Origin of the sequence: Trebonia kvetii, assembly GCF_007827045.1 — a bacterium.
GTDB lineage: Bacteria > Actinomycetota > Actinomycetes > Streptosporangiales > Streptosporangiaceae > Trebonia > Trebonia kvetii.
Genome location: NZ_RPFW01000002.1, coordinates 64,311 through 88,719 on the forward strand (window position 1 = coordinate 64,311; position 24,409 = coordinate 88,719).

Below are 24,409 nucleotides of genomic sequence, written 5' to 3' on the forward strand. Positions count from 1 at the left end.
GCCGTGGAGAGCAGGCCCGCCCCTGCAGGGCCTGCGCCCGTCGCCGGCCGTGCCGTCGCGGGTGGCTCTGCGCCGTGTCCCACGGTGGGCGGTCAGTGTCAGGTCGGCCGCGATCTCGCGGCGGGACGGCGGCCGTTAGCGGCGGGCCCCAGGGCTGCGCCGCGAGGTGCGGCGGGCGGAACCAACCAGGTTCCGCCCGGCCATGGCCATCACCCCGACCGCCGACACCCCGACCAAGATGACGAGCCCGACAATTATGATCATGACGCACTCCAGGAATCTGAGTTGCAGATATCTCTCGCGGCAGGATCCCTGGAGCTGTCTGCCGCCTTCAGCCGTGACGTTTTGCCGACACCGCCTATTCACGAAAAAACCCCGGTCCCTGCCGCTGTCCCCGCGGATATCGCGCAGGTGCGGTTGCCAGGGTCCGGGGCAACTCTCTCACATTACGCCCCTTCCGGCTCTCGTGTGAAGGAGAACTCCGGAGCCGGTCTAAATATCTTCTTCCTCACGTCCTGGCGCATCCTTGGCGAAGAACCTATTGTCGCCAAGGACCTCTGCGACGTCTTCGGCCGCGGCCTGCTTCGTCCTCTTCAGGCGCGCGCTAGGGCCGGGCAAGCTGTAGTACCCACCGCGGCCTTGGCGGACGAGGGAGCGGGGCCGTCGCGAGCCACCGCGCAGGAACAGCGACAGCAGCAAGCCCAGTATTCCGGCCAGGATCAACACGATGCCAACGACGTGCACGTTCAGGCCGTGCGGTGAACCTGCCGCCAGGGCGAACCGCAAGATCGCGCCGACCGTGATCAGCGTGATGGCGGCACCGGTACTCATCACCCGCCGCCCGGCCGCCGGCGGCTCGTCATCCCGGGGCCCAGTGGCCGTCTTCACCGGGTTGCCCAGCCAGACAGGCGGCAAGCGGTGGCGGAGCCGGCGGTTCGGACTTGAAGGATCGATGTGGCAGTGCTCATGACTGACTCCTCGGGTGCCGGTGCCCGAATGCAAAAACTCCGGGTCGCGCGCTGACCCGCCACATTCGTGCGGGCAGCAGCCGGGATCCGGAGCAGTATTTTGAGTCTACGCTCTGCCGTCCCTTGTGGATAGGGCGATTCCACCGTTGGACATGGGGGCCGGCACCGCGTCCTATGAAGATATCGCTCCGGATACCGGCAGCTGCACCCTGGGAAAAATGGTAGGCAGTGCAGGACCGCGAAATTCTCCCACCGCGATCTGTCGCGCAATCCGGCTAACCCGTAGGTCAAATTCCTTTCACCTGCCTGATCGGGTGGCCGGGGCGCTTGGCGGCGGCTAGGCCGCCACGGAGCTGTTCCACGTTCACACTCTGCACGGATTTTCGAACGCCACCAATGACCGCATCGGGCTTAGGGTCAGAGGTGCGGTTTGCCCTGCGTAGCGTTCGAGCCGCCGCACGGTTCCCGTGACCCGCAGGCGATCGGCGTCTGTTGGCGCCTGACGCGGGCCAGCTTCCCGGCAGGGACTCCCTCCGGGCTAGCATCGCGGGAGAATTGGCGGGTGAGCCGCCCAATACGGGCTGCGGGGGGAGGATGGTGATGTGGCAGGCGAGCGGACGGCGCGGGTGTGGTCGTGGATTGACGCCGCTGGTGGGACCGGCGTTCCGGTGTCGCTGGCGGTGCTGTGCCGGGCGGCCGTGGGCTGCGTGGCAGTGGACGGCGCGAGCGTGACGGCGGTGAGCGGCCCTGGACTGAGCGAGCCGCTTGGCGCTACCGATGAGCTGAGTGCCCGGCTTGAGGAGCTGCTGTTCACAACGGGGGAAGGACCGGGGGCGGAGGATCTCCTTGTGGGGTCTCCGGTGCTGATCGCGGACCTGGGGGCGGTGGCTGGGCGATGGCCGGGGTTCGTCCCGGCGGCGGTGGCGGCCGGGGCGCGGGCGCTGTTCGCGTTTCCGCTGCAGGCCGGGGCGATCCGGGCAGGGGTGCTTTCGCTGTACCGGGCGCGGCCGGAGCCGCTGACGGCGGGCCAGCTGGCGGACGCGCTGGTTTTCGCCGATATCGCGCTGCGGCTACTGCTTGACTCCTCCTCGGGGATCAGCGGGTTGGCCGGCTACCACCCGCTTGATGGCCTGTCGGACAGCCGCGCGGAGGTGCACCAGGCGGCCGGGATGATCTCGGTGCAGCTGGGGGTGTCGCTTGAGGAGGCGCTGACGCGGCTGCGGGCGCACGCGTTCGCGGCCGGCGCGCCGCTTGGCGATGTCGCGGGAGCGGTGGTCGCCCGGCTGCTGCGGTTTGATCCCGAACCGGATCCCGGCCCCCTGCCGGCGTGACGGCCTTGCCGCGTCGGATGCCGTGACCTGACGGGACGCTGGCTTCAAGTGCCGCCCCAAGGGCTATTGTTGCGTTATGGCAGCAACCGTGGATGAGCGGCTGGCGCAGGCGTTTGTCGAGCTGGCGGACACGCTCGTCGCCGGGTATGACCTGATGGAGTTCCTGCAGACGCTCACCGACCGGTGCGTCGATCTGCTGGAGGTGGACGCGGCAGGGCTGCTGCTCGCCGACAACCGTGGTGCGCTGCGGCTGATAGCGGCCTCGACCGAGCAGGCCAGGGTCGTGGAGCTGTTCCAGATCCAGAACGACGAGGGGCCTTGCCTTGACTGCTACCGCAGCGGGCAGGCAGTCATCGTCAGCGATATCCACTCCGAGCGCGCCGCGGGCCGGTGGCCGCGGTTCGCCGCCGCTGCGCTGGAGATGGGCTATGCCGGCGTGCACGCCATCCCGATGCGGCTTCGCGACCAGGTCATCGGGACGCTGAACCTGTTCAGGACCGCGCCGGACGGACTATCACCTTCCGACGTGGTGGCAGCCACCGCGCTCGTGGACGTGGCCACCATCGGCATCCTGCAAGAACGCGCCGTGCGCCACCACGAGGTCGTAGCCGGGCAACTGCAACTCGCGCTCAACAGCCGGGTCATCATCGAGCAGGCCAAGGGAATCCTCGCCGAACGTCTCCGGGTATCCCCCGACGAGGCATTCGTGATGCTGCGCGGCTACGCACGCGACCACAACCACCCCCTCACCGAACTGGCCGGCGACGTCATCCGCGGCACCGCGCGCATCCCGGGCGCCAAGCTGGCGTGATCGCCTGACAGTCAGTCATTCCTGACGGCGGCTGGCGGCCCGCGGTCGAGCAGGCCCATCGCCCGCACCTGCAGCGACAGTGCGCGGAAGCTGGCCGTCGAAGGATCGACGGTGCAGTCCTTCACGCTCGCCGGTCTTGTGACCCTGGGGGTCGACAAACGGCGGCCCGGATGGCGTGACTGTGTCATTTCGCCAGGAGATTGCCACAGGGGTTCCCGCTGGCCTAGGGTGGCGATAGCGGTAATTACTAACGCGAACGTCATTGTGCCCGCGAGTGCACGATGGCGCGTTTGCCGCTCTGGACCTCGGCTGACCTTAACTGGGTTTCTGCGAGCCGAGGCTGGAATGACTGCAATTTCCTCCCGAAGAGCACCTGCCAGTGATCTTGAGACGGATTTCCCCGTCCTGCCAGGCTTGCTGACGACCGGAGATCTGGCCGGGCTGGATGACCGGGCGCTGCTCGGCATCGTCGGCTTGCTGCCGCCGGGCAGCGGGCGGCGGGCGGCGGCGTGCGAGCTGCTGGTGTCCCGTTACCGCTGGCTGGTCCGTTCCTGCGTGCGGCGGTACCTGCACAGCCCCGAGCCGGCCGAGGACCTGATGCAGCTCGGGTATATCGGCTTGCTGAAGGCGATCGGCAACTTCGATCCGGCCATCTGCGGCAGCCTGGCCGCGTACGCGCGGCCGTGTATCAGCGGCGAGATCAAGCGGCACTTCCGTGACAAGCGGTGGCAGGTCCACGTCAAGCGCTCCGTGCAGGACCTGATGCTCGAAGCGCGCGACGCGACCTGGCAGCTGGCCCAGGAACTGGGCCGGATCCCGGCCGAATCCGACATCGCCCGGCACCTGGGGGTCAGCACCGGCGACTTGCGGCAGGCCCGGCGAGCCGAACTGGCCCTGCAGCCATCCTCGCTGGACGCGCCGCTGGGCAGTGAGCCCCGCATGGGCACCCTGGCTGACACCCTCGGCGAGCAGGATCTGCGGATCGAGCACATGCTCAATATGAACGCCGTGACCGCGCACTGGGGTGGGCTGCCCTCCCGCGAGCAGGCGATCCTCCTGATGGACTTCTACGGCGGTATGCCGCAGAGCGAGATCGGCCGGCAGCTTGGCATCTCCCAGATGCACGTCTCCCGGCTGCGTGCCCGCGCGCTCGGGTACCTCCGCGTGCGCCTGCTCGACCTGGAGGAGCAAGCCTTCTGATACGGGCCGGCAGCAATCAGGCCCGTATCAGAAGGCTTGGCTGGAGGGCCGGTCTACTGGCTGGTGCCGCGAACCCGCCAGGCCGGTAACAGCCAGTCGTTGCGGCGGAAGACCCAGTACAGCAGGCAGCCCGAGCCAAGCATGATCACGGTGGCGACGAGGAAGCCGACGTGGTTGCCGAAGTCGGGGTAGGGGACGTTCATGCCGTAGAAGCCGGTGATGAACGTGGGCACGGCGATGATCGCGGCCCAGCTGGTGACCTTCTTGGTGATGACGTTCATCCGGTTGCCCTGGATGGTCAGGTTGGTTTCCAGGATGGTGGTCACCAGATCGCGCAGCGACTCAGTCCATTCGGTGGCGCGCAGCACGTGATCGTAGACGTCCTGGTAGTACGGCATCATCTCCTCGTCGACGTGGTGCAGGTCGCGGCGGATGATCGTGTTCAGCACCTCGCGCATCGGCAGCACCACCCGGCGGAGCAGGACGAGGGACTTGCGCAGCTCGAAGGACCGCTTCTGGACCTGGAGGTCCATCGGGGTGGACGGGGAGAACAGGGCGTCCTCCAGTCCCTCCACCTCGTCGTCGAGGGACTGAACGGTCTCGAAGTGGCCGTCCACGATGTAGTCGAGCAGGCCGTGCAGCAGGTAGCCGACGCCGTGCCTGGCGAGGTCGGGGTTGGCGTCCCACCGGTCGACTACCTTGCCGATGTCGAGGCCGTCGTCCTTGCGGATGGTGATCAGCGCCCGCGGCAGGATGAACGCGGCGAGTTCGCTGGTGGCCAGCTCGCCGGTGGCCTTGTCGAGCCGCGCGGCGTAGGCGGTCATGAACAGGTGGGTGGGGTAGCGGTCGATCTTCGGCCGTTCCCGCTCCACGACCGCGTCCTCCACCTCTAGGGGGTGCAGTCCGAACTCCTCCTGCAGGACCGCGAGGTCGGCGTGGTCCGGGTCGCGCAGGTCGAGCCAGACGGTTGTCCCTTCCTCCGCGAGGAAGTCGCTGATCTGCGCGACCGCGAAGCCCTGTTCAGCCAGCCGGCCGTGCCGGTACAAGCGGGTTCGTGCCTGGCAGAACGTGGGAGTGTCGTGGCAGATTGTGTCCGCGGCGACTTTCTCCGCGTCGTTGCCGTGAAAGGTGGTGTCCCGCAGCGTTGTAGCGCCCAGCGCTCCGTCACGCGTTTCTATATCGCCCATGAGATCCCCTCGCTTCGGCTTGCGCCCCAGAATCTCACCTCTGGGGACACGGTCATGCACGAGCAGGGCAAATCTTGACGAACAGGAAGTCAGGCCAGCCAGCCCAGGGCCTCCCTGACGGTGAGGTCGGCGTCGGTGCCGAGTACGCGCCAGTCCTCGGCGGCGTCGAGTACCTTCTCCGCGCCGCGGATGGACTGGAAGTCGCCGCTGCCGCCGAGTGCGGGCAGGGCGGCCGTGTCGCCGTCGGCGGCGAGGGCCTTGGCGGCGCGCAGCAGCTGGCGGTGCATGCGGATGACGGCGACGTCGGTGGAGCCGAGGTGTTCCGCGGTCCTGTCGTAGATCGGCCCCGCCGTCTCAGTGGCCATGGCGTCCTGCGACCGGAAGTCGGCGATGCCGCTGTAGGACCGGCCCTTCTGCGCGAACCGGTCGATCTGGTAGTCGTTCTCGCGGGTGTAGGTGCGCGGGACAACGCCGTTGGGCGGCAGCATCTCGAAGGGGTACTTCTCGTAGGTGAAGAAGAGCGGGCCGCCGTAGCCGCGCGGGTTGGCGGGCGGCTGGGTGGTGAAGTTGTAGCGGTAGGTGGTCACGTCGTCGACCGGGACCACGAAGATCTGCCTGGTAGAGAAGGGGATCTGGGCGATGATGGTGGAACTGGGGAAGATGTAGGCGGTGACCCGGGCATGCCGGAACCCGTTCGGTGTGGTCCTGATGCCCGCGTACCTGAAGCCGTGCCAGGCGTCGTCCACCTCGATCAGCGAGCGCGGGTCGTGCCGCCAGAACTTCATCGACATGTACCCGGAGGGGTAGCCGGGCTTGTCGGTGCCGTCGTCCGGCACGTCGTCGATCGCGTCGAACTGGTGCAGGTTGGAGATGTGCGCGGTGTCCAGGTCGCCGTCCATCGACTGCACCCAGTTGCAGAAGATCTGCTCCTTGTTTACCGCGATCATCTGCGGTCGCAGGGTTTCTGTACCGAAGTCACGGAACGGGGTCATGGTTCCCGCCGGCCCCATATAGGTCCACACGATTCCGCCGGACTCGCGGGTGGGGTAATTCTTGATCCGGATCCGGTGCGCGAATGGGTGCAGTTCTGAGCGCTGGTCGGTGCACTGCCCGGTGACGTCGAACTTCCAGCCGTGGTAGGTGCAGCGCAGCCCGCATTCCTCGTTTCTGCCGTAAAACAGCGAGGCGCCGCGATGCGGGCAGCGTTCCTCGATCAACCCGACCTGCCCGTCGGTGTCGCGGAAGGCGACCAGGTCCTCGCACAGCAGCCGTACCCGCACCGGGGGACCGTCCGGCTCGGCGATCTCCGAGGTCAGGCAGGCGGGGATCCAGTACCGGCGCAGCAGGTTCCCCATCGGCGTCCCGGGACCGACCCGGGTCAGGATCTCGTTGTCTTCCGCTGACAGCACCGCGCACCTCCGCATGGCCCGTTCCGTCATCCGCCCTGACCTCACCGTTTCGCGTGACGGCGGGACCGTCAATCACGGTGGACGTCAAGTTGAATGCGCACCTGTTTGGCGGCAGGCCCTAACTGCCGCGACCGACATCGAAGTGTTATGGGCGAAACGCCGGGATTGTTCCCACAATGGCCCGGTGGCATGTGACGTTATGTCACCATGATCCGGTAAAAGACAGCTTGGGGGGTTTTGCCGGGGCGAGGGAGACGCGCGCGTCTGCCGCCGGGCGAAGCACATCACGGCTGGTAGCGACTCAAGGGAGCCCTCCGTGGTTACCGTGCACAATTTCACCTATGGCGTGTTCAACCCGGCGCTCGGGTACCTCATGTCCTGTCTTGGCGCGTTCCTCGGGCTGCGCTGCGTGACCAGGGCGCGAGTCCACGAGGGCCGCGCCAAGGCGCTCTGGCTGAGCCTGGCCGCGGTGTCAATCGGCGCCTGCGGGATCTGGGTCATGCACTTCATCGCGATGCTCGGGTTCACCATCCCGGGCCAGAGCATCACCTACAACGTGCCGGTCACGATCGTCTCGATGCTGATCGCGATCGCCGTCGTTGGCGCGGGCCTGTTCATCGTGGGCTACGGCGACGGCAGCCTGGCGCGGCTGGCCCTCGGCGGCCTCGTCGTCGGGATTGGCGTCGCCTCGATGCACTACCTGGGCATGGCGGCGATGATCATGCCGGACACGATGTCCTACAACCCGGTCCTGCTCGCGCTGTCGGTCGTGATCGCGGTCGTGGCAGGGACGGTGGCGCTATGGATCGGCACCTGGGTGCGCGGCATCGGCGCCACCGTCGGGGCGTCGCTCGTCATGGGCGTCGCGGTCAGCGGCATGCACTACACGGGCATGGCCGCGATGCGTGTCCACCACGGTGCGATGGCGGCCATGCACGGTGGCGGTGCCTCGCCGGTGGCCTTCCTGTTCCCGCTGCTGCTCGGGATCAGCGTGCTGACGCTCATCATGACGCTGACCATCACCATGTCGCCGAGCGAGGAGGAGGTCCGCGAGGACATCGCCATGCGGGAGCGGATGGAACTACTCCAGCAGCGCGCGGCCAGCGGGGAGCCGCGTCTCCGGCAGCGGAGCGGCGGCATTCACTGGTAGCTCAGTGCGCGAAGGACGCGCGCTTCTTCTGCAGTTCCGGCGGCATCTGGGTCTGCGGATGGTGCTCGAGGACCTGCAGCTGCAGCCTGAGGTCATCGAGGAGCAGGTTCGCCAGGTCCATGGAGAAGCCGTTGCGGATGACGATCCGCATGACAGCCATGTCGGTCAGGTTCTCGGGGAACGTGTAGGCGGGTACCTGCCAGCCGCGCATCCGCAGCCGCTCAGAGATGTCGAAAACGGAGTAGCCGGTCACGTCGTCGCGCAGCCTGAACGCGAAGACGGGCAGGTCGGAGCCGTCGGACAGCAGCTCGAACGGGCCGAGCTTGGCGATCTCGCCGGACATGTGAAGCGCGATGTCCTGGCTGGTCTGCTGGACGCGCCGGTACCCGTCGTGGCCGAGGCGCAGGAAGTTGTAGTACTGCGCTGCGACCTGCGCGCCGGGCCTGGAGAAGTTCAGCGCGAACGTCGGCATTTCACCGCCGAGGTAGTTGACCTTGAAGATCAGGTCCTCGGGCAGGTGATCCTCGTCGCGCCAGATGATCCAGCCGACGCCCGGGTAGACCAGGCCGTACTTGTGGCCTGAGGCGTTGATTGACGCGACGCGCGGCACCCGGAAGTCCCATTCGGTCTCCGGCTGGAGGAACGGCGCGACGAATCCGCCGGACGCGCCGTCGACGTGGATCGGCACGTCCGGGCCGCCCGGCGTGGCGGCGAGCGCGTCGAGAGCCGCGTTGACGTCCGCGACCGGCTCGTAGGAGCCGTCCATGGTCGACCCCATGATGACGACGACGCCGATGGTGTTCTCGTCGCACTGCGCCGAGGCCTCGGCCGCGCCCAGGTGGTAGCGGCCGGGTACGAGCGGCACGTACTTCGGTTCGACGTCCCAGTAGCGGCAGAACTTCTCCCAGCAGACCTGGACGTTGGTGCCCATGACGAGGTTCGGCCGGGCGGTGTCCTTGCCCGCGGCGCGCCTGCGCGCCCGCCAGCGCCACAGCAGGGCCATGCCGCCGAGCATGCACGCCTCGCTCGACCCGGTGGTGGAGCAGCCGACCGCTTCGGAGTGCGGCGCGTGCCACAGGTTGCCGATGATGTTCACGCACCGGTGCTCGAGTTCGGCGGTCTGCGGGTACTCGTCCTTGTCGATCATGTTCTTGGACGAGCATTCGGCCATCAGCTGCTCGGCTTCCGGCTCCATCCAGGTGGTGACGAACGTCGCCAGGTTGAGCCTGGCGTTGCCGTCGAGTATGAGCTCGTCCCTGACGACCTGCAGCGCGGTGCGCGGCAGCACGCCGCTGTCCGGCAGCCGGTACCGCGGGATCACGCAGCTCTTCTCCCGGGAGTAGACCGGGTTGATCTCCAGTTCGACGCCCGACTCGTCCTCGGGCACTCGGCTGTGCAGCGCCATGCGAGCCAGCCTAGTAGTGACCTGATCACCATGCGCTCACCGGGGCGGCGACCGACTACTTCAGCAGCTTCTGCACCGAGCGGAAGGCGGGGTGGCTGGCATCGCGAAGCCATTCGAACAGCACCATCTCGGTGCTGACGACCTCCGCGCCATGCTGCCTGGCACGCTCGACCGCGAGGGCCTTGTCGGCAGGGTCGCGGGACCCGGTGGCGTCCGCGGCCAGGATCACCCGCAGCCGCGAGCCGAGCAGGCCGAGGACGGTCTGCATGACGCACACGTGCGCCTCGCAGCCGGCGATGATGATCTCCCGCGTCCCGGCCGGGATCAGTCCGTCGAAGCCCGGGGCTGTAGATGCGGAGAAAGCGGTCTTTTCCAGCGTCGCGCTCGGGTAGGCGGCCAGTGCGGAAACGGTGCGACCGAGACCCTTCGGGTACTGCTCGGTGGCGAGAACCGGCACGTCGAGCAGCGCCGCCGCCTCCGCGAGCCGCGCCGACCTGGCGACCATGACGTCGCCGTCGTGGATGGCGGGCACCAGGCGTTCCTGCAGGTCGATGAGGAGCACGGCGGCGCCCTTGGCAGTCAGTAGCACGTTCCCACGGTAGCGGCCGCCGACCGGATTGTCGCGAATGGGGTCGCCCGCGCGGAAGAGCGCCGCGGGTTAGCGGAAGTAGGCGACGGTGCGCAGTTCGACGGACTCCCGCGGGCTGGCGCCGGCCGCGGCGGTGTCGCGGAACGAGGTGTGCGGCGCGCGCCAGGCGACCGTGTGGTCCGTGTCATGCAGCTTGATGAGCAGCGCCTCGCCCTGGTGCATGCCGGGGAAGTACCACCAGCGGTGCGCGGGGTTGGCGTGGAACAGGCTGGCCGCCGACTCGGCCGCCTCGTCGGGTGCGTCAGGCTCGCCGGGGTCCGGCAGGGCCGGGACGCGGAACAGCAGGTTCGGCGTGCCGTCCTCGGCGTCGTCGGTGGACCGGTAGTCGCACAGCGCGAGCGGCCAGTCCTGTGGCGGCGGGGAGAACGCGCGCCACAGGCTGGTCCACGCCGCCCGCCGGTAGGTGCCGGGCGCGGGCAGCGGTCCGCGGGCGTGGACCCCGGCGTAGCGGTGCGCGATCTCGGTGCTGTGCAGGTCGACGTGCACGTCGGGGGCGGGTGGCAGTGCGCCGCCGCGGTCGGCGGTGGTGCGGCGCATTATCCAGCCGAGCGAGACGACGTGATCGGCCCCGGTCAGGGCGCGGACCAGGGTGAGCGACTCGCCGGTGTAGCCGCCGTCGAGCACGGCGGGGTTGTCGAGGACGCGCACCGCGGTGCGGTGGTTCACGAGCGTGAAGCCGGCCGCGTCCAGGGTGAGGTCGTCGCGGTGCGCCCGCCCGTCGGCGATGAACACCCGGTGCGGCTCGTACCTGGCGGTGGCGCGCTGGTCACCAGGGGCGACATAGAGCCGGTTGCGCACCGAGCCTGGCGCGAGGTAGTTCACCGTTCCCCAGACACCGTCCATCACCTCACTATCCGCCGCGTGCCGCCGGGGCACGAGGGGCCGGGGCACAAGACGGGCCGGGTGATGGGCGGCGACTGGGGTCGCCGCGTTCCCGGCACTGGCAGGCCCTCCCGCGGGCGGCCGGCTTGCGGTTGGATGCCTGGGGGAAGGAAAGGCGGACGATGCGAACAGGAGTAGCGACATGCAGTACGTGACCGTCGGCGGGACCGGGGTGTCGGTGTCGCCGTTGTGCTTCGGCACGATGTCGTTCGGCTCGGATGCGGACGAGGCGACCTCGGCGGAGATGTTCGCCCGCTGCCGCGACGCGGGCATCAACTTCTTCGACACCGCCAACGCGTACGGCGCGGGCGCGTCGGAGACGATCCTCGGCAAGCTGATCGCCGGCAGCCGCGACGACATCGTCATCACGACCAAGGTGTTCTTCCCGACCGGCGCCGACGTCAACGCGGGCGGCCTGTCGCGGCGGCACATCAGCAGGGCCGTCGAGGGGTCGCTGCGGCGGCTCGGCACCGAGTGGATCGAATTCTACTTCGTGCACAGCTTCGACCAGCGGACACCGATCGAGGAGACCCTGCGCGCCCTCGACGACCTGCGGCACCAGGGCAAGATCCTGTACCCGGCGGTGTCGAACTGGGCCGCCTGGCAGATCGCGACGGCCCTCGGCATCTCCGCGCGCGAGCACCTGGCCAGGTTCGAGCTGATCCAGCCGATGTACAACCTGGTCCGCCGCCAGGCCGAGGTGGAGATCCTGCCGCTCGCGCAGGCGGCCAATCTCGGCGTCATCAGCTACAGCCCGCTGGGCGGCGGCCTGCTGACCGGCAAGTACGGCGCGACCAGGCGCCCGGAGGCCGGGCGGCTCGTGGAGAGCCAGCTGTACATCAACCGCTACTCCTACGACAGCGACTTCGCCACCGCGGAGGCGTTCACCGAGTTCGCGGCCGCCGCCGGGGTCGCACCCGCCACGCTCGCCGTGGCATGGGCGATGTCCCACCCGGGCATCACCGCGCCGATCATCGGCGCGCGGAACCTGACCCAGCTCGCGGGGTCCCTGGCGGCCCTTGACCTGGAGATGACACCGGACATGCGCGCGGAGATCTCCGCGCTGTCGGCCACCCCGCCGCCGGCCACCGACCGCACAGAGACGCTAAACCCGAACTGGAAGTAGGCAGCGACCGAACTTAACGCAGCCAAGGCAAACGAGGCTTATCGCAGGCACGGCAAACGAGGCTTATCGCAGGCAAGGCAAACGAGGCTTATCGCAGGCACGGCAAACGAGGGAGGACACCGATGACCGCGTGGACCAGTGACGAGCTCGACGCCATCGCCGCCGCCGACGAGCTGCGGATCGCACCGCACAAGCCGGACGGCACGCTGCGCGGCGCGGTGCCGATCTGGGTCGTCAGGCACGGTGACGACCTGTACGTCCGCTCCTTCAAGGGTGGCGGCGGGGTGGCACCGGGGCACCCAGGCGACGCACACCGGGCACATCGAGTCGGGCGGCGTGGCCAGGGACGTCACGTTCGCCGATGAGACGGACCCCGGTCTCGGCGACGCGCTCGACGCCGCCTACCGCGCCAAGTACCGCAATTACAGCGCGAGCATTGTCAACCCGATGCTGACCCAGCAGGCCCGCGGCGCGACCCTGCGGCTGGTACCCCGCTAGCCGAGACTCGTGCGGGGTGCGGCGCCCGAGTCGCGGATCGCGCCACGCCGGCCGGACGGTGACGCCGCGCAACCGCTGCCGATGGCTTCCCGCTATTCTTGCGCAGCATTCGCAGTTGCGAGAGGGGGGTGTGCGCGGTGCCTCGGATGAGCCGCTATGACCGGTTCCACGAGCTTCTGGGTGAGGCCAAAGCCCGCGGTGACGCCGACGGAGCGCTTGTCGCCCTGCTCGGCGAGGGTGCGTTCAACACGTGGGCCAGGACGCTCGTGGTCGCAGCACTGGGAGACACGAGGGGCCCGGCGGGTTCTGCGGCGATCCGCGGCGAGTTCGCCGCCGCCGCGGACCAGCGCGCGACAGCCAAGTCGCACAGTCGCTCCGATTACCGCGACCTGATGTGCGCCTGCGTGTGGGCCCTGGGCAAACGGGACGGTCCCGGGAGCACCGACATCCTGGTCGAGGCCGCCGCCCACGCCAGTGCCAAGGTCCGTGACTACGGCCTCGTCACCCTGGCCGCCGTCGGCGATGACCGTGCGTGGGACGACATGCTCGCTGACCTGCGGGAACGGCTGGCGAGAAGGATCACAAGCGCGTCGCGGCAGGGTGAAGCCCTGGTGGTCATCGCCTACCTCGCCCGGCACTGCGGGCGCGATGCCGACCGGAAGACCCGGCTGGCGGGCCTGCTCCGCGAACGCTGGACGCGCGTGCCTGACGCCAAGATGCTCGCGGTACGATACCCCGGCGTGATCCCCGGCGGCCCGCCGCCGTCCGACGTCGACTTCGGCGCCTACGTCCCGCGTGCGCCGTGGGCTCGGCCGACGGCACAAGAACTCCAGGAACTCCAGTCCCGGCGTTGGGAACGCGAGTCCAGCTACGACGCCTACACAGTCACCTACGACAACTGACTCGCCGTAGCGCTTCCGTCGGGCCCGGCGGCCGGCCGGGGAACGCTTTCCGCCTCCGGTCCTGGACTCGCCGGCCGCTCGGAGTTCCGCTTGCCGCGCAGCAGGGAGGCGAGGCCGGCCAGCACCGACAGCACCGCGGAAACGCTGAACACCACGACCAGGCCGCTGTGGAACGGGCCGGAGATCAGCGACGGGAAGAACGTGCGCCCCGTCAGCGCGGCCTGGCTGGCGGCAGGCAGTTGCGTGAGGACCCCGGACGGCGCGAGCAGGTGCTGTATCGGGTTGACACCGAGCACCGAGGCGAACAGCGAGGAGACCGGCGGCAGCGTCGCCACCTGGTGTGCGACGTCGGTGGGCACGCCGACCCTGGTCAGCCCGTTCGCCAGGGTCGTCGGCAGCGACGAGGACAGGCCGGCGATCATCAGCGTGAACACGACGCCGATGGACACGGCGGTGCCCGAGTTCTGGAACGTGGAGCGCATGCCGGACGCCGAGCCGCGGTCGCGGGCGGGGACCGAACCCATGATGGAGGAGGAGTTCGGCGAGACGAACATGCCGCTGCCGATCCCGTTCAGCGCGATGATCAGCGCGAACGCCCAGAAGGGGAAGTTGACAGGCAGCAGCATCAGCAAGATGAACGAGGACGCGAACACGGCCATCCCGGCGGTGGCGATGCCCCTTGAGCCGAACCGGTCCGACAGGATGCCCGAGGTCGGCCCGGACACAAGGAACCCGGCGGTCATCGGCAGCATCAAGATGCCGGCCCACAGCGGCGTCTGCTCGTAGGAGTAGCCGTGCAGCGGCAGCCAGATGCCCTGCAGCCAGATGATCAGCATGAACTGGATGCCGCCGCGCGCGATGGACACCAGCAGGCCCGCCAGGTTGCCCGCGGTGAACTCTCGGATCTTGAACAGTGACAGCCGGAACATCGGCTCGGCGACCCGCGTCTCGATGATCAGGAAGATGATCAGCACGACGATTCCGCCGATCAGCTCACCGAGCACGACGGGGGACTCCCAGCCCATCGAGTTGTCGCCGTAGGGCTGGATGCCGTAGGTGACGCCGACGAGGACCGAGCCGAGGCCTAGGGCGAAGGTGATGTTCCCCCACCAGTCGATCTTCCCGCGGTGCCGGACACCGTTGTCGCGCAGCTTCAGGTACGCCCACAGCGTGCCGAAGACGCCGACGGGCAGGTTGATCCAGAACACCGCGCGCCAGTCCCAGGCGGCGAGCAAGCCGCCGAGCACCAGGCCGATGAACATGCCGGCGAGGGCGGCGATCTGGTTGGTGCCAAGCGCGAACCCGCGCCGCTCCGGCGGGAACGCGTCGGTGAGGATCGCCGCGGAGTTGGCCATCAGCATCGCACCGCCGATCGCCTGCAGGAACCGCCAGCCGATCAGCCACATGGCCCCGTGCGCGGCCTGGAACGGGTCGAACGACAGCAGGATCGACGCGATCGTGAAGACCACGAAACCCGCGTTGTACATCTTGACCCGGCCGAACATGTCGCCGAGCTTGCCCAGGTTGACCACGAGGACCGCCTGGACGAGGCGGTAGCCCATGATCATCCACAGCAGGTAGCTGATGTTCCCCGCGGACAGCGGGTCGAGGTTGATGCCCTTGAAGATGGCCGGGAGCGCGATGATGACCACCGATCCATCGAGCGAGGCCATGAAGATCGCGGCGGTGGTGTTGGCGAGCGCGGTCCAGGCGTAGGCGTCGGGCTTCGGCGGCCTCGGCCGGTCGGCCCGTGCCTGGGCGATGGTGGGAGAACCCATCAGAGCTTCTCCGCCAGCCGCTCGAGCAGCGCCGTCGCGGCCATGAGCTGCCGGAGGTCGGCGTCGGTGAAGCCGTCGAGCAGCGCCGCCGCGATCTGCCCGGTGCGCGCGCCGCGCTTGTCGTTCACCACCCGGCGCCCCTCGTCGGTGATGGACAGCACGATCCGCCGTCCGTCCTGCGGGTCGCGGCTGCGCTCGATCAGCGCGCGGCCGAGCAGTGCGGCCACCGTCACGCCCATGGACTGCGGGCTGATCCGGTCCATCCGTGCCAGGTCGCTCGACGTCGCGGGCCCGCCGCGCTCGAGCAGCGCGAGCGCCGACGACTCGGCGACCGACAACTCGCCCTCGAACGGAACCTGCCGCAGCTTGCGCACCACCCGGCCGACGGCGACGCGCAGCGCCCCGGCCACCTCGGTGACATCAGGAACGGTGTCAGCTGAACCCATATGATCAGCCTAACTGATCAGTTAAGACTTAATAAACCGATGCGAGACACGAAGGTGCAGGGGGGACCGCGAACCCGTTATGAGTGCTGCAGATTTTGGTCTTCGGCGAAGTAGCGGCAGAACAGGAAGCCGTCGTCGGCCGCGATCACCTGCCGCAGGGTCAGCGGACGGGCGTCGGCGTGCTCGCCGGAGATGATGCGGCCGGCACCGGGGCCCGCCAGGGTGGGGCTGAGCGACAGGCACAGCTCGTCCACCAGGCCGGCCGCGCTGAGGTCGCCGAACAGATGCGGGCCCCCCTCGCACAGCACCCGGGTCAGGCCGCGTGCGGCCAGTTCGTCCACCAGGGCTCCGAGATCGACGGCCTCGTCGCCCACGACGATCACGTCGGCGACCTTAGCGGTCTCCGTGCGCAGCTCGGAGTCGGACGCCTCGCAGGTGAACACCATGGTCCGCGCGTCCGGCGGCGCCTCGGCGAACAGCGGCGAGGCCAGGTTCAGCCCGAGGGTCCTGGTGACGAGCGCGATCGGGGGCGTGGCGGTCCGGTCCGCGCGCAGCGCGGCGAGCGAGTCCCGCCGGCGGGCCGGCTTGTACTCCTCGGTGCGCGCGGTGCCCGCGCCGACCAGGATGACGTCGGCGAGCACCCGCAGGATGCCGAACACCCGCATGTCCGCGGCCGAGGAAAGCCCGCCAGAGCGACCGTCGACGTACGCGGCGCCGTCGGCGCTCGTCACGAAGTTGGCCCGCAGCCACCCATCGCGCGGGTACGCGTAGGCCTCGGCGAGACCGAACAGGTCAAGCTCGGGGCCGGCGGAGCCGGCCGGGGGATAGATCGTCCGCACCCGCCCGATCCTAGCCCGAGGGCCGTGAGCGGGTCAGCCGCGGGAGCGCAGCACTACGATCGCGTGCCTGGCCACCTCGACCTTGGTCTTCGGCAGGAAGCCGCCCTCGTCCTGCGGCTCGCCGCGCGGGTTTTCCGTGTCGAGCACGATCTCCCAGTCGGTGCCGAGCCTGGCCTCGGGGATGGTGAAAGTGATGGGGTCCGGGCCCGCGTTGAACAGCAGCAGGAACTTCTGGTCGGTCACCCGGTCGCCGCGCGGGTCGGGCTCGGTGATCTCCGAGCCGTTGAGGAAGACCGCCACCGACTTGGCGTACGACGCGCGCCAGTCCGCCTCGGTCATCTCGTCGCCCGCCGGGGTCAGCCAGGCGATGTCGGCCGCGCCTTCGCCGCTGCCGACGTACGGGCCGCGGAAGAACCGGCGGCGGCGGAACACCGGGTGGTGCCGGCGCAGCCGGGCGACGCGCCTGGTGAAGGCGAGCAGGTCGCGCTCGCCCGCCGCGCGGGACCAGTCCACCCAGGAGATCTCGTTGTCCTGGCAGTAGGCGTTGTTGTTGCCCGCCTGGGTGCGGCTTATCTCATCGCCCGCCAGCAGCATCGGGATGCCCTGGGACAGGAACAGCGTGGTGAGGAAGTTGCGCTGCTGGCGCGCGCGCAGCTCGACGATCTCCGGGTTCTCCTCGGCCGGGCCCTCGACGCCGCAGTTCCACGAGCGGTTGTCGTCGGTGCCGTCCCTGTTCTCCTCGCCGTTGGCCTCGTTGTGCTTGCCGTTGTAGCTCACCAGGTCGGCCAGGGTGAACCCGTCGTGGCAGGTGACGAAGTTGATCGAGGCCACCGGCCGCCGCCCGGACGTCTCATACAGGTCGGAGGAGCCGGTCAGCCTGGAGGCGAACTCGGGCAGGGTGGCGGGCTCGCCGCGCCAGAAGTCGCGGACGGTGTCGCGGTACTTGCCGTTCCATTCGGTCCACAACGGCGGGAAGTTGCCGACCTGGTAGCCGCCCTCGCCGACGTCCCACGGCTCGGCGATCAGCTTGACCTGGGAGACGACCGGGTCCTGCTGCACCAGGTCGAAGAACGTGGATAGCCGGTCGACGTCGTGCAGCTCGCGGGCCAGCGCCGAGGCGAGGTCGAAGCGGAAGCCGTCGACGTGCATCTCGAGGATCCAGTACCGCAGGCTGTCCATGATCAGCTGCAGCGAGTGCGGATGGCGCACGTTGAGCGAGTTGCCGCAGCCGGTGTAGTCGATGTAGCGCCACGGGTTGGCGTCGTCGAGCCGGTAGTAGGCCCGGTTGTCGATGCCGCGGAAGCACAGCGTCGGACCGCGGCCGTCGCCTTCGGCGGTGTGGTTGTAGACCACGTCGAGAATGACCTCGATGCCCGCCGTGTGTAGCGCCTTGACCATGGTCTTGAACTCGCCGACCTGCTCGCCGCGCTGCCCGGCGGAACAGTAGCGGTTGTGCGGCGCGAGGAAGCCGATCGTGTTGTAGCCCCAGTAGTTGGTCAGCCCGCGGGACTGCATGGCCTGCTCGGGCACGAACTGGTGCACGGGGAGCAGTTCCACCGCGGTGACGCCGACCCGCTTCAGGTGCTCGATGACCGCCGGGTGCGCGAGGCCCGCGTAGGTGCCGCGCTGGTGCAGCGGGATCTCCGGGTGCCGCAGCGTCAGGCCGCGCACGTGCGCCTCGTAGATGACCGTGTCGTGGTACGGGATGCGCGGCGGCCGATCGTTGCCCCAGTCGAAGAACGGGTTGATGACCACGTTCTTCGGCATGAACGGCGCGCTGTTAGCCGTGTTGGCCCGCTTGGGGTCGGCCCACTGGTAGTCGAACAGCGCCTCGTTCCAGCTCACCTCGCCGTCGACAGCCTTGCCGTAGGGGTCGAGCAGCAGCTTGGACGGCGCGCAGCGCAGGCCGCGCCTGGCGTCGTGCGGTCCGTGAATCCGGTAGCCGTATCGCTGCCCGGGGCCGACCGCCGGCAGGTAACCGTGCCAGACAAAGCCGTCAACCTCGGTCAGTTCGACCCGTGACTCCGCTCCCGCCTCGTCGAACAGGCATAGCTCGACTCGCTCGGCAGCCTCGGAGAACAGGGCGAAGTTGGTACCCCACCCGTCCCACGTCGCTCCCAGCGGGTACGCGGCACCTGGCCAGGTGTGCATTCGCCTCCTAACGGGTCAAGCAAGCCTGCGAGCGCACGTAGCCTACCGCGTTAGGTTGTTCGCGCCGTGCATCCGTTCCACGTCGGTGTCCCCGTATGAAGCGATTTCCTAACGGAGAAGCCGCAATCGCGTGCGCCGGATCGCGCCGCGCGCGGTCGGCGTGTCGTGCCGCGTCGTACCGGTCCAGGATGACCTGGGCCACCTCCGGGCAGGCGCCGAGCACCACGGAAACGGCGGACGCGCCGGCGCCGAGCGCGCCGTCGCGGATCTTGTCGGCGAAGTAGCCGGGGGCAAGCAGGTACGTCGCGACGACGACCGGCCCGGCTCCGGGGCCGGACAGCAGGGCAGCCACGGCCTCACCGGGACGCGGCCCCGACGCCGACGCGAAGGCGGGGACGACCGCACGCCAGCCGCGCTCGCGGGCCCAGCGGTCCGCCAGCGCCGCGATGATGGCGTTGGCGGCCGGGTCGGACGAGCCGGCCGCGGCGAGCACCACGCTTGTCTCCGCGCGCGCCCTGGCGTCCCTGACGGCCACACCGGCCTCCCGCAGCCGTCGCTCCAGCGCGGCAATGAGCAGCGCGTGCGGGCCGAGCGTGTCCGCCACGCGGACGTCGAGCCCGGGATGCGCGGCCCGCGCCTCCGCGAGCCGCGCCGGGATGTCGGCCTTGCTGTGGTAGGCCGCGGTGAGCAGCAGCGGCACGGCGACGCACTCGGCACCCTCAAGGTCCATCGGGGCGGGCGCCAGCGAGCCGAGCACCGCCGGCAGCGACGGCGCGCTGTGGTCGAGAAACGCCGCGCGCACGCCGATGCCCGGCGCCCTGAGCCGGACGGCGTCCAGGAGATCGTGCACCGTCGCCGCGGCGCGGGGGTCCTTCGACCCGTGCGCGACCGCGACGAGGGGCGGCAAGACCGCCGGCGGCCGGCCCTCAGACGCCCAGCCCTCAGGCGCCCAGGATCGTCCCGCGGCTTGGCTCAGACGTGCAGGCCGCATTCGGTCTTGCCCGTCCCGGCCCAGCGGCCGGACCTCGGATCCGCGCCGGCCTCCACCCGCAGGGTGCAGGTCCGGCAGCCGATGGACGGATAGCCGTCGTAGACGAGCGGGTTCACCAGCACGCCGTTGGACGCGATGTACTCGTCGACCTGCTCAGACGTCCAGGCCACGATGGGGTTGACCTTGACCTTCTGCCGCTTCTCGTCGAACTCCACGACCCGGGTCGACCGGCGCGACAGCGTCTCCTCGCGGCGCACGCCGGTGATCCACGAGTCGTAACCCTTGAGCGCGCGCTCGAGCGGCTCGACCTTGCGCAGGTGGCAGCACAGGTCGGGATTGCGCCCGTACAACCGGGGCCCGAGCTCGGCGTCCTGCTCGGCGACGGTGCGCGACGGTGTCACGTTGATCAGGTTGATCGGATAGACGGCGGCGACCGCGTCCCGGGTGCCGATGGTCTCCGGGAAGTGGTAGCCGGTGTCGAGGAACACCACGTCGATACCCGGGCGGACCGCGGAGGCGAGGTGCACGATGACGGCGTCGGACATCGAGGACGTGATGCAGATCCGGTCACCGAAGGTGTCGGTCGCCCAGCGGATCACGTCCTCGGCGGACGCGTCCTTGAGGTCCTCGGCTGCCTGCTCAGCAAGGTCGCGCATGCGCTGTGGATCCTTCACGTCTCGTCACCGCACCGGGTCGGGCTCCCTGAATAGCGCCCATTTATTAGTTTTTGATTAACTTCCGCATCTCTCACAGCACTGCCCCCAAGCCGGCGAAGCGGAGCTGGAAGCTCCTCGTGCACGAGCGGCAGTGCCACTCGCCGTCCGCCGCGCCCTGCGGCTCGAGGTCCTCCTCGCCGCAGTAAGGGCAGTAGAACGGCACTGCGCGCACCGAAGGCGATGTCATGACAGCTCCTCGTCCGTGGCCCGCAGCGTCCACGCGGCGAACGTCTCGCCGACCTCCCGCGCGGCGTCGTAGCGGCGCAGCACTCGCTCCACGTAGTCGGGCAGTTCCTCGGCCGTGGCCTTGAGGCCGCGGACCTTTCGCCCGAATCCGGACCCGCTGGCGTCACCGCCGGTCAGCGTGCCGCCGAGGTGGATCTGGAAGCCCTCGACCTGCTTACCATCCGCGTCGGTGACGAGCGACCCCTTCAGGCCGATGTCGGCGACCTGGATGCGGGCGCAGGAGTTCGGGCAGCCGTTGACGTTGATGGTGACCGGCGACTCGAAGCCGGGCAGCCGGCGCTCGAGCTCGTCGATCAGCTGCATCGCCCGGCCCTTGGTCTCCACGATCGCGAGCTTGCAGAACTCGATCCCGGTGCAGGCCATCGTGTGCCGCCGGAAGACGCTCGGCTTCACCGGCAGGCCAAGCGCGTCGAGTTCGGCGACGAGCTCGTGCACGTTCTCGCTCGGCACGTCGATGATGACCATCTTCTGCTCGGCGGTGGTCCGCACCCGGCCGCTGCCGTACCGGCTGGCGAGGGTGCCGATCGCGGCGAGCAGCTCGCCGTTGACGCGGCCGACGCGCGGCGCGAACCCGACGTAGAACAGGCCGTCGGTCTGCTGGTGCACTCCAACATGGTCGCGCAGCGCGCCGTCCACATTGACCGGGGCGGGGCCGTCGGGCAGCGAGTAGCCGAGGTACTCCTGCTCCATGACCTCCCGGAACTTCTCCGCGCCCCAGTCGGCGATCAGGAACTTGATCCTGGCCCGGTGCCGCAGCCGCCGGTACCCGTAGTCGCGGAACACGCCGGCCACCGCCGCCCACACCTCGGCCACCTGGTCGGGCCGCACGAAGGCGCCGAGCCGCTTGGCGAGCATCGGGTTGGTGGACAGGCCGCCGCCGACCCACAGGTCGTACCCGACCTCACCGGTCTCCGGGTCCCGCACGGCCGCGAACGCGACGTCGTTGATCTCGTGGTGCGTGCACTGGGCGGCGCAGCCGCTGATCGATGACTTGAACTTGCGCGGCAGGTTGGAGAACTCCGGGTCGCCGATGTACCGCTCGGCGACGGCCGCGATCTCCGGCGTGGCGTCGATCAGCTCGTCGCCGTCGAGTCCCGCCAGCGGACAGCCCATGACGACACGGGGGGTGTCACCGCAGGCCTCGGTGGTGGACAGGCCGACGGCCTCCAGGGCCTCCCAGATCGCCGGGACGCTCTCGATCTCGATCCAGTGCAGCTGGATGTTCTGGCGGTCAGTGATGTCGGCAGTGCCCCGCGCGTACTTGACCGAGATGTCGGAGATGACGCGCAGCTGCTCGGCGGACAGCTGCCCGCCGTCGATGCGGACCCGGAGCATGAAGTAGCGGTCGTCGAGCTCCTCGGGCTCGAGGACGGCGGTCTTGCCGCCGTCGATGCCCTGGCGGCGCTGGGTGTAAAGCCCGTACCAGCGCATACGGCCGCGCAGGTCGGCGGGGTCGATCGAGTCGAAGCCGTGCTTGGCGTAGATGTCGATGATCCGCTGGCGGACGTTGAGCCCGTCGTCGTTCTTCTTGTTTTCCTCGTTCTTGTTCAGCGGCTCGCGGTAGCCGAGTGCCCACTGGCCCTCGCCGCGCTTCCGGCGCGGTGCTGCCGGCTTGGCTGGAGTCGTCCTGGCCATCGCCGGGGCTTCGGTCGCCGTCGGGGTATCGGTCGCAGTTGCTCCGGTCACGGGAGACATGCGGCGGTTCCTCACTCACGTAAAAGTCGATGTCGGTGGGCACGCGCCCGCCTGGACCCGCCACGGCTGCAAAAAAGGAAAAGGCCGCCCGGCAGTTCGCGGTGCGCGCCCAGAGATCACTCCCGGTTACCAGATAGCTGTAACCGTGAGTTAAACAATTGGGCGGCGATCAGCGTGCAGGACGACACATCGCGCTACGGACGCGGAGCAGGTCAACGTGCCTGCGCTCAACGAGCATGGGGTCCGTAACACTCACCTCAGCAGGATCACACACTTTGGTGCGGGATGTCCAGCCGAGATGATTCATGACCGCGACAACCGCGCAGCGGCGACGCCTATTCCGCCACGGCGGATTTACATATGTAACGTTCTGGTCTCGGACTAGCCCTGGCGGACCCAGGACAGTGCCGACTCGGCGTGCACCGGTGCCTGAGTCACTTCTTGTGACGGCTGGTGCTGGCAGTCACACCACGTGCCGCCCGGACATTCCTCGTGCCGGCGCTGGCGGCAGGCAGGGCAGATCATGGATGTTGTCTCCCCACGACGCGGCGCCGCAATCCGCCCGCCGAATCTTCCCCGATTTTCCGCAATCCCCGGTCTACACGGCGAAGCGGCGGGTATACGCCGATGAGATGGCCAATCGTTCCGAGCGCCATGAGGCGGTGCCACACGGACCGCCCGCCTTCAGGGACAGAGCCGAGGCGGGCGTGCTGCTCGCCGCCGCGCTGCGGGAGGCGTTCGGCAATCAGGTTTCCGATCATCCCGAACGGTTTCGCGGCTCCGCGGGTCCAGCCGCCATGACCCGTGAACCCCCGCAGGCCGGGCGGGCGGTTCCCGCGCAGGGATTCCCCTCGCCCGGCCCCGGCTCGCCGGACCCGGAGGCTGGCTGCGAGCCGCCGCCGCCCCGGGACAGCACGGAGAACCGCGGGTCGCGGGACTGGCTGCGCGTGCTGGCGATTCCCCGCGGCGGAGTCGCGGTGGGCGCGGAGGTGGCGCGCGCGCTCGGCGTCCCGCTCGACGTGATCATGGTCCGCAAGCTGGGGCATCCCGAGGCGCCAGAGCTCGGCCTCGGCGCGATCGCCGAGGGGGCGGGCGGCGCCGGAGAACCCTTCTTCGATGAGGAAATGCTTGACCGGGTAGGCCTGACGCCGGCCGACATGACCGCGGTGGTGGCGCGTGAGCGGGCCGAGCTGGCCAGGCGGGTCGCCGTGTACCGCCCTATGCCCCCGACGGAGGCCGACGGCCCGCAGGGACTGGCGGATCTGGCGCGGCAGGTGGTCGTCGTGGTCGACGACGGACTCGCGACCGGCGTGACGGCGCGTGCCGCGCTGCGGGCGGCGCGGGCCAGGGGCGCCGCGCGGACGGTGCTCGCCGTGCCGGTGGCGGCGCCCGCGGCTGCCGAGGCCATGAAAACAGAAACCGGCGAGGTGGTGACTCTCGTCACCCCTCGCCGGTTCCGCAGCGTGGGAGAGTGGTATGCCGACTTCGGTCAGCTGACCGACGACGACGTTCTGACGCTTTTGTCTTCTTTCGGGGGATCAACCCCGCGGAACTCCCGCAGTCCGGCCGGACGGGCCTGATCGCCAAGATCGGCAATCAGGCAGCGTTGGCGCGGCGCATCCGGCGGCGGCGCTCGGCGGAGCGCTCGTCCTCGTTCAGGCCACCCCAGGTCCCGTACTTCTCAGGACGGGCAACGGCGTAGTTGAGGCATTCCATCCGGACCGGGCAGCTCGCGCAGACCTGCTTGGCCTTGCGCTCCCTGATGTCCCGCTCTGGCTGCCGCTCGCCGTCTGGGCCGAAGAAGAGCATCAGATCCTCGCCACGACACGCAGCATCGTCCTGCCAACCCCAGTTAGGGCGGGGAAGCACGGCCGTCTGCCTACGCACCTGGGACATGGATCAATCACCTCAACAAAGTCGCTTATTTTTTGCGTTACTCTTGCTAGTGGGCTCGCTTTCACGCGAGTCGGTCCTGCGCGGGTAACTGCTGTTGCAAGCTGCAACGCTCAACGGTCCCATACTGTTCCCG

The 24,409-nt window shown here is 69.1% G+C and carries 24 protein-coding genes and 1 pseudogene; 8 read left to right on the top strand and 17 right to left on the bottom strand.

Annotated elements, in window-relative coordinates:
- Positions 1 to 135 precede the first annotated feature (135 nt).
- Positions 136 to 264 carry a hypothetical protein gene (locus EAS64_RS46670; protein ID WP_281283224.1) on the bottom strand — a complete coding sequence of 43 codons (129 nt, stop codon included), beginning with the start codon at positions 262 to 264 and terminating at the stop codon, positions 136 to 138.
- A 228-nt stretch (positions 265 to 492) separates the two neighbouring features.
- A complete protein-coding gene (locus EAS64_RS08990) occupies positions 493 to 831 on the bottom strand; it encodes a hypothetical protein (RefSeq protein WP_145852490.1) in 339 nt (112 codons plus the stop codon).
- Positions 832 to 1,570: 739 nt separating this feature from the next.
- Here EAS64_RS08990 and EAS64_RS08995 point away from each other — a divergent pair.
- The 3 genes from EAS64_RS08995 to EAS64_RS09005 all read left to right on the top strand — a co-directional run bounded on the left by EAS64_RS08995 (position 1,571) and on the right by EAS64_RS09005 (position 4,310).
- Positions 1,571 to 2,299: an ANTAR domain-containing protein gene (locus EAS64_RS08995; protein ID WP_222849155.1), complete on the top strand. Its 729-nt coding sequence runs from the start codon at positions 1,571 to 1,573 to the stop codon at positions 2,297 to 2,299.
- A 76-nt stretch (positions 2,300 to 2,375) separates the two neighbouring features.
- The gene (locus EAS64_RS09000) at positions 2,376 to 3,110 is read left to right on the top strand and encodes a GAF and ANTAR domain-containing protein (protein ID WP_145852491.1); all 735 of its coding nucleotides are present in this window, start codon (positions 2,376 to 2,378) and stop codon (positions 3,108 to 3,110) included.
- Between the two features lie 414 nt (positions 3,111 to 3,524).
- A complete protein-coding gene (locus EAS64_RS09005; protein ID WP_187365803.1) occupies positions 3,525 to 4,310 on the top strand; it encodes a sigma-70 family RNA polymerase sigma factor in 786 nt (261 codons plus the stop codon).
- Between the two features lie 53 nt (positions 4,311 to 4,363).
- On the opposite strand, the gene EAS64_RS09010 is transcribed toward EAS64_RS09005, so the two are convergent.
- Both EAS64_RS09010 and EAS64_RS09015 read right to left on the bottom strand, forming a co-directional pair.
- Positions 4,364 to 5,497: a magnesium transporter CorA family protein gene (locus tag EAS64_RS09010; RefSeq protein WP_145852493.1), complete on the bottom strand. Its 1,134-nt coding sequence runs from the start codon at positions 5,495 to 5,497 to the stop codon at positions 4,364 to 4,366.
- An 89-nt stretch (positions 5,498 to 5,586) separates the two neighbouring features.
- Positions 5,587 to 6,906, bottom strand: a complete 1,320-nt coding sequence (locus EAS64_RS09015) for a Rieske 2Fe-2S domain-containing protein (protein ID WP_145852494.1) — start codon at positions 6,904 to 6,906, stop codon at positions 5,587 to 5,589.
- Positions 6,907 to 7,222: 316 nt separating this feature from the next.
- On the opposite strand from EAS64_RS09015, the gene EAS64_RS09020 reads away from it, so the two are divergent.
- The gene (locus EAS64_RS09020; protein WP_145852495.1) at positions 7,223 to 8,056 is read left to right on the top strand and encodes an MHYT domain-containing protein; all 834 of its coding nucleotides are present in this window, start codon (positions 7,223 to 7,225) and stop codon (positions 8,054 to 8,056) included.
- Position 8,057: 1 nt separating this feature from the next.
- Here EAS64_RS09020 and gad read toward each other — a convergent pair whose 3' ends face one another.
- The 3 genes from gad to EAS64_RS09035 all read right to left on the bottom strand — a co-directional run bounded on the left by gad (position 8,058) and on the right by EAS64_RS09035 (position 10,953).
- The gene (gad, locus tag EAS64_RS09025) at positions 8,058 to 9,461 is read right to left on the bottom strand and encodes a glutamate decarboxylase (RefSeq protein ID WP_145852496.1); all 1,404 of its coding nucleotides are present in this window, start codon (positions 9,459 to 9,461) and stop codon (positions 8,058 to 8,060) included.
- 55 nt (positions 9,462 to 9,516) lie between these two features.
- Positions 9,517 to 10,050: an isochorismatase family protein gene (locus EAS64_RS09030; protein ID WP_145852497.1), complete on the bottom strand. Its 534-nt coding sequence runs from the start codon at positions 10,048 to 10,050 to the stop codon at positions 9,517 to 9,519.
- Positions 10,051 to 10,119: 69 nt separating this feature from the next.
- Complete coding sequence (locus EAS64_RS09035) at positions 10,120 to 10,953, bottom strand: CmcJ/NvfI family oxidoreductase (RefSeq protein ID WP_145852498.1); 834 nt, start codon at positions 10,951 to 10,953, stop codon at positions 10,120 to 10,122.
- 181 nt (positions 10,954 to 11,134) lie between these two features.
- On the opposite strand from EAS64_RS09035, the gene EAS64_RS09040 reads away from it, so the two are divergent.
- From EAS64_RS09040 to EAS64_RS09050, 3 genes and pseudogenes are all read left to right on the top strand, one after another.
- Positions 11,135 to 12,118: an aldo/keto reductase gene (locus EAS64_RS09040; RefSeq protein ID WP_145852499.1), complete on the top strand. Its 984-nt coding sequence runs from the start codon at positions 11,135 to 11,137 to the stop codon at positions 12,116 to 12,118.
- 122 nt (positions 12,119 to 12,240) lie between these two features.
- A pseudogene (locus tag EAS64_RS09045) lies at positions 12,241 to 12,616 on the top strand (DUF2255 family protein).
- 146 nt (positions 12,617 to 12,762) lie between these two features.
- The gene (locus EAS64_RS09050; protein ID WP_145852500.1) at positions 12,763 to 13,518 is read left to right on the top strand and encodes a hypothetical protein; all 756 of its coding nucleotides are present in this window, start codon (positions 12,763 to 12,765) and stop codon (positions 13,516 to 13,518) included.
- Here EAS64_RS09050 and EAS64_RS09055 read toward each other — a convergent pair.
- The 9 genes from EAS64_RS09055 to EAS64_RS47385 all read right to left on the bottom strand — a co-directional run bounded on the left by EAS64_RS09055 (position 13,506) and on the right by EAS64_RS47385 (position 22,687).
- Positions 13,506 to 15,296, bottom strand: coding sequence for an MFS transporter (locus EAS64_RS09055; RefSeq protein WP_145852501.1), 1,791 nt, complete (start codon positions 15,294 to 15,296; stop codon positions 13,506 to 13,508). The two genes, EAS64_RS09050 and EAS64_RS09055, sit on opposite strands and share 13 nt — an antisense overlap.
- Positions 15,296 to 15,742, bottom strand: coding sequence for a MarR family winged helix-turn-helix transcriptional regulator (locus tag EAS64_RS09060; RefSeq protein ID WP_145852502.1), 447 nt, complete (start codon positions 15,740 to 15,742; stop codon positions 15,296 to 15,298). Before EAS64_RS09060 ends, EAS64_RS09055 begins: the two co-directional genes overlap by 1 nt.
- A gap of 77 nt (positions 15,743 to 15,819) precedes the next feature.
- Positions 15,820 to 16,581, bottom strand: coding sequence for a pyrimidine reductase family protein (locus EAS64_RS09065; RefSeq protein WP_145852503.1), 762 nt, complete (start codon positions 16,579 to 16,581; stop codon positions 15,820 to 15,822).
- A gap of 33 nt (positions 16,582 to 16,614) precedes the next feature.
- Positions 16,615 to 18,732, bottom strand: a complete 2,118-nt coding sequence (gene glgX / locus EAS64_RS09070) for a glycogen debranching protein GlgX (RefSeq protein WP_145852504.1) — start codon at positions 18,730 to 18,732, stop codon at positions 16,615 to 16,617.
- Positions 18,733 to 18,739: 7 nt separating this feature from the next.
- A complete protein-coding gene (locus tag EAS64_RS09075; RefSeq protein ID WP_342782032.1) occupies positions 18,740 to 19,639 on the bottom strand; it encodes a sirohydrochlorin chelatase in 900 nt (299 codons plus the stop codon).
- Positions 19,640 to 19,704: 65 nt separating this feature from the next.
- Complete coding sequence (locus EAS64_RS09080) at positions 19,705 to 20,379, bottom strand: phosphoadenylyl-sulfate reductase (protein WP_145852506.1); 675 nt, start codon at positions 20,377 to 20,379, stop codon at positions 19,705 to 19,707.
- Between the two features lie 91 nt (positions 20,380 to 20,470).
- Positions 20,471 to 20,626, bottom strand: coding sequence for an Insertion element protein (locus EAS64_RS09085; RefSeq protein ID WP_145852507.1), 156 nt, complete (start codon positions 20,624 to 20,626; stop codon positions 20,471 to 20,473).
- On the bottom strand, positions 20,623 to 22,320 hold the full coding sequence (locus tag EAS64_RS09090; RefSeq protein ID WP_145853459.1) for a nitrite/sulfite reductase: 1,698 nt from the start codon (positions 22,318 to 22,320) through the stop codon (positions 20,623 to 20,625). The genes EAS64_RS09085 and EAS64_RS09090 overlap by 4 nt, the downstream gene beginning before the upstream one ends.
- A 229-nt stretch (positions 22,321 to 22,549) precedes the next feature.
- On the bottom strand, positions 22,550 to 22,687 hold the full coding sequence (locus tag EAS64_RS47385) for a putative leader peptide (RefSeq protein ID WP_369333558.1): 138 nt from the start codon (positions 22,685 to 22,687) through the stop codon (positions 22,550 to 22,552).
- A 325-nt stretch (positions 22,688 to 23,012) separates the two neighbouring features.
- On the opposite strand from EAS64_RS47385, the gene EAS64_RS09095 reads away from it, so the two are divergent.
- Positions 23,013 to 23,960, top strand: a complete 948-nt coding sequence (locus tag EAS64_RS09095; RefSeq protein WP_246115598.1) for a phosphoribosyltransferase family protein — start codon at positions 23,013 to 23,015, stop codon at positions 23,958 to 23,960.
- Between the two features lie 16 nt (positions 23,961 to 23,976).
- Here the strand turns inward: EAS64_RS09095 and EAS64_RS09100 are convergent, their stop codons facing one another.
- Positions 23,977 to 24,276, bottom strand: a complete 300-nt coding sequence (locus EAS64_RS09100) for a WhiB family transcriptional regulator (protein WP_145852508.1) — start codon at positions 24,274 to 24,276, stop codon at positions 23,977 to 23,979.
- Between the last annotated feature and the right edge of the window lie 133 nt (positions 24,277 to 24,409).